Annotated in this window: 1 protein-coding gene; it reads right to left on the bottom strand. The window is 25.8% G+C overall.

The features are described from left to right. Positions 1 to 69 precede the first annotated feature (69 nt). A partial coding sequence (locus tag IM532_RS13610) for a hypothetical protein (protein WP_194184038.1) occupies positions 70 to 998 on the bottom strand: 929 nt, incomplete at its 5' end.

Raw genomic sequence — 998 nt, forward strand, 5'->3', positions numbered from 1 at the left:
AAAAGGCGAGAAGTTCAATTTTGCACTTAACCCCGCATTTTGCCAAGCCGATGTTATCGGCAGTATGAATTATTCCATTTCATAACCCAATTCTTTTAGAAACTTATATTTTTGAGGTATTTCTTGTACTCTTTCATCTGACAATAGTTCATTTGTAAATGATTCATACACTTTATATGAACCATTATTTCCACATATTCTTACAGATTGATTTTTATCTTTTGATTGTTTAATTTTTTTACGTATAAAATCATCTAATAAATATTCATATAAATAAGAATACTTGTCTTTTTCATCTCCTCTTTTCTGAAATTCTTGAATTTTATTTGAGTAGTAAAAATCAACATATATTAATGCATCTGCGGCGTAGATTTGCGTTTGAATATTTGGATAATCAAGCAATCGCCTTAATAAATCTGTTCTTCCATATTTTATTAGGTTAATTGTTGCAATTCTTTTATCTGGCGGTAGTCCAGCAGACGAATATTCACAAATCCAACCATATTCATCTCGTGAATCAACGCCAAGTAATTTATAGTAACTAATTAAAACATCTATCTTATTTTCTAAATCAATATGAAATTTAATAGGTATTTCAGGTAAAACTTCATTTACATAATTTTTCCAAATTTGCTTATTAAAATAATTTGTAGATTCATTTATGTTTTGGTTTTCACCATTGCTTTCAAATGACAATACATCACCTTTAAAACTTTTTAATTTAAAATAATTTGTATAACCTTGTTTTACATATTCAAATTCATCAATTAATCCGTTTTTTTGTTCGTGTGTATAATGACCACTATTGATTTTAGAAAATTCTTTAATTCCTCTCCAATTTAAATTTGATAATAAAGATTCAGTTTTTATGATTCTATACTTTTCTTCAGTTGAAGGATAAGTTCCTAAAATAATTTGAGAACGAGTTTGTGTAGAAATTATACAAAATAAAATTATACAAAATAAAAATAAATATGCTTTCAATTGGTATTTCATAT

Source organism: Faecalibacter rhinopitheci (genome assembly GCF_015234135.1).
GTDB classification, from domain to species: domain Bacteria; phylum Bacteroidota; class Bacteroidia; order Flavobacteriales; family Weeksellaceae; genus Empedobacter; species Empedobacter rhinopitheci.